1 protein-coding gene is annotated in these 2,669 nt (G+C 40.4%); it reads right to left on the reverse strand.

Translation table 11 applies throughout. The features are described 5' to 3' along the window. Window positions 1–97: 97 nt before the first annotated feature. Window positions 98–1,930, reverse strand: coding sequence for a protelomerase family protein (locus ACY10D_RS04835; protein WP_486999645.1), 1,833 nt, complete (start codon window positions 1,928–1,930; stop codon window positions 98–100). Between the last annotated feature and the right edge of the window lie 739 nt (window positions 1,931–2,669).

The raw sequence follows: 2,669 nt of genomic DNA on the forward strand, positions 1-2,669 counted from the left end.
TAAGCCTAATCCATCGGTTAATAACGCAACTAGCAGTGTGAGAGCAGCTAGCCACTGCCCGAAAACCTTTTCTAAAATTGATTAGAAACTGCGTGTTTCATGCATGTATAACAATATCCTTATAACTCTGCACGGTATCAATATCCCTTTCGGCATCATGCCCTAAGTGTTTGGCAAGCTCGAAGTCATAAAAGTTATCGGACTCGTTAGGCTTTGCTTGCTCGATTTCGTATTTCAGCATCGCAGCGTAGAGTTGGCGCATGGACTTGGGTAGTAGTTTAATTGTCACCGCAGGGTTGCAAATCATAGCGACTTGATTATCACGCTGTGGCGTTAATGCTGATCTTAAGGTTGTGTTAGTGGCTTTATTGAATTTTCGATAGTCGTCACCGTAGACACTAAAATCTTTGATTTCACGCAAGATATTAATGGCTTGCATGATTAAATGGCTATTTGCGAATACTTTAAATTCTATGGACTTATTTTCTCTGTCCTCGTCATTTTTTTGTTTCGCGATACCTGTCATTTTCATCGTGTGCGCGTTAACGATTTCAAAGTCACCAGTGACGCATATTTCATAGATACGTCTGCCAGTGAGCAAACTAATGCAGATACAAATTTTAGCCCATGACTGATAGCGCGAAGGTTGCATTTGTTGAATCATCTCACTTTCAACCTCTTCAAAGATTTGTTTTGCGTCTTTGATGTTAAGCTTTAAATGCGTAAGGCTTTTTTTATAGGTTTTCCCTCGTTCGGCAATGACCTGAATGATTTGTTCTTTGATTGCATTAAAATCTTCGATCTTGTTGCGCTTGGGCATTACTATTGTTTCTTTGAAGTCTTTTTCTGTGATGGTGCCGCTTTTGACAGTGTGACTAGGTGTTTTAAGCTTGTAGATAATATCACCATTTTTCAACACCTCAACGTATATTGTTTCATCCTTGATGTCGTCCTTATTGTCTTTAAGTGATGGCATAAGTGCTAGTTGGTAGTTTTCATTACTTTTATTTCTTAAGACAACTTTAGCCTTGTACTGGTTATTTTTGTATTGCATGGCTTGCTCGTCTTTAAGTAGGGCAAGATCATTATGGACGAGAGCAGCAAAGCCCTCATCAAAACCTTTGATGTATTTAGCAATCCCTACTCTAGCTTGGCTCATGTACTCATATCGAGTGGCTTGTTTCTCAATGGTGCTAATTCTTGTTTTAAGTGAGTTAATAGCACGTTTAAGTTGTGCGATATAAACGCCATCAAGCTTTTTAGTTTTTTGATCAAAGTGATTATAGATATTACTAATAATCTGGTTTGTGTGTTTGATTTCGACATTAATAGATACGCCAGACGCTTGCATCGCTTTGGTGGAGCCTTCACCTACACTGATAATTGCGTCAGTCACCCCTAATTCAGCAGATATTTTGGCAAGAGCTTGTTTAATAGTGTCTTGTGTTACGTAGCCGTATTCAAAAAATGCTTGATTGACTTTGTAGGAAGCGATTTGGAAGTTGGTTTTTCTCACCCCCACATCTTCAATTTTGTTTAATCGAGTGGCAAGGGCAGCAACTGAGCGGTGAATGTATCGGTTGAAGCCTTTGATAGGTTCTTTAGCTTTGACGGCAGCATCGATCTTGTCAGCCCACTTGGTTAATACTTCAATCGTGTGTTCAGTGGCGTTTTTAAGCTCGTAGGTGTCGTTTTCTGGGTAATCGTAGGCAGTTGGCGCAAAGTAGTGGCGAACGTAGTTTGTGAGCTTTTTGGCAGCTTCGTCTTGCTCGACTTGCCCTAGGAAGCCAAGAGCCTTTATAACTCCTTGGTTTAGCAGTTCATTAGAATCGACATTATCAAATATCTCTTTTAAGTATGAGCGATCTTTAATTGCTTCAGCAGCAATCATTTTGCCAAGTGCTGTTGGTGTTATTTGTTTGATGCTCATATTATCTGCCTCTTATATTGTCTATTGTCAGTAATGATATACTCCGTTTTTACAAGCTGGTGTGCCGAGTTCCCAGCGGTCACAAGTGCGCCAAATGTTATGCGGGTTTACGTTTGTCCTTACGGTCTTTTTTACCTCGTTGGCTCGAGTGTGGTTTTATTATAGTGAGTAACGATTGCTCCCTCACTTTCTAATTATCATTATATTAAAGACGCGTTATTAAGTCAAGTATATTATGCAGAATATGCAAAATAATTTTAGAAAGACGCGTTAGTAAGTTGTATTTATGTGATCAAATTAAGAGCATACTGCAACAACTACAAAAACTGATCTGTGACTACAGGGAGTATTTAGGCTGCAAAATAGACAGTTAATAAGACATGTTTTAAGCTCCTGTGAGGGCGCTATTTTGAAGGTAGGCAATCATGTTCGAGAAGGCTATCGCAGCGTGCTAAGCCTTACAGTTTATACAACAGCTTATACAAAACGCGAGCGAGGAAGTGTACAAATTACGTACCATTTACAACGCCCCCATAGATCCACTACATATTGCCACCACAAGACGCAGGCAAGGGAGGTGAGTTTGGTATGGTGAGACAAGAACGTGTAGCCACGGACACGCTAGCCTATACATAGCCTATACAGGACGGGTGAGCAGTGCGGACTACGTAGCACCGTTAGGTGTGTAGTAGGTAGCGTTAGCTCATGAGCTAACGCTACCTACTACACACCTAACGGT

Source organism: Cysteiniphilum sp. (assembly GCF_057495195.1).

Coding starts and splice junctions, on each gene's coding strand:
- ACY10D_RS04835 (WP_486999645.1), bottom strand. CDS start 1,930: ATGAGCATCAAACAAATAACACCAACAGCACTTGGCAAAATGATTGCT.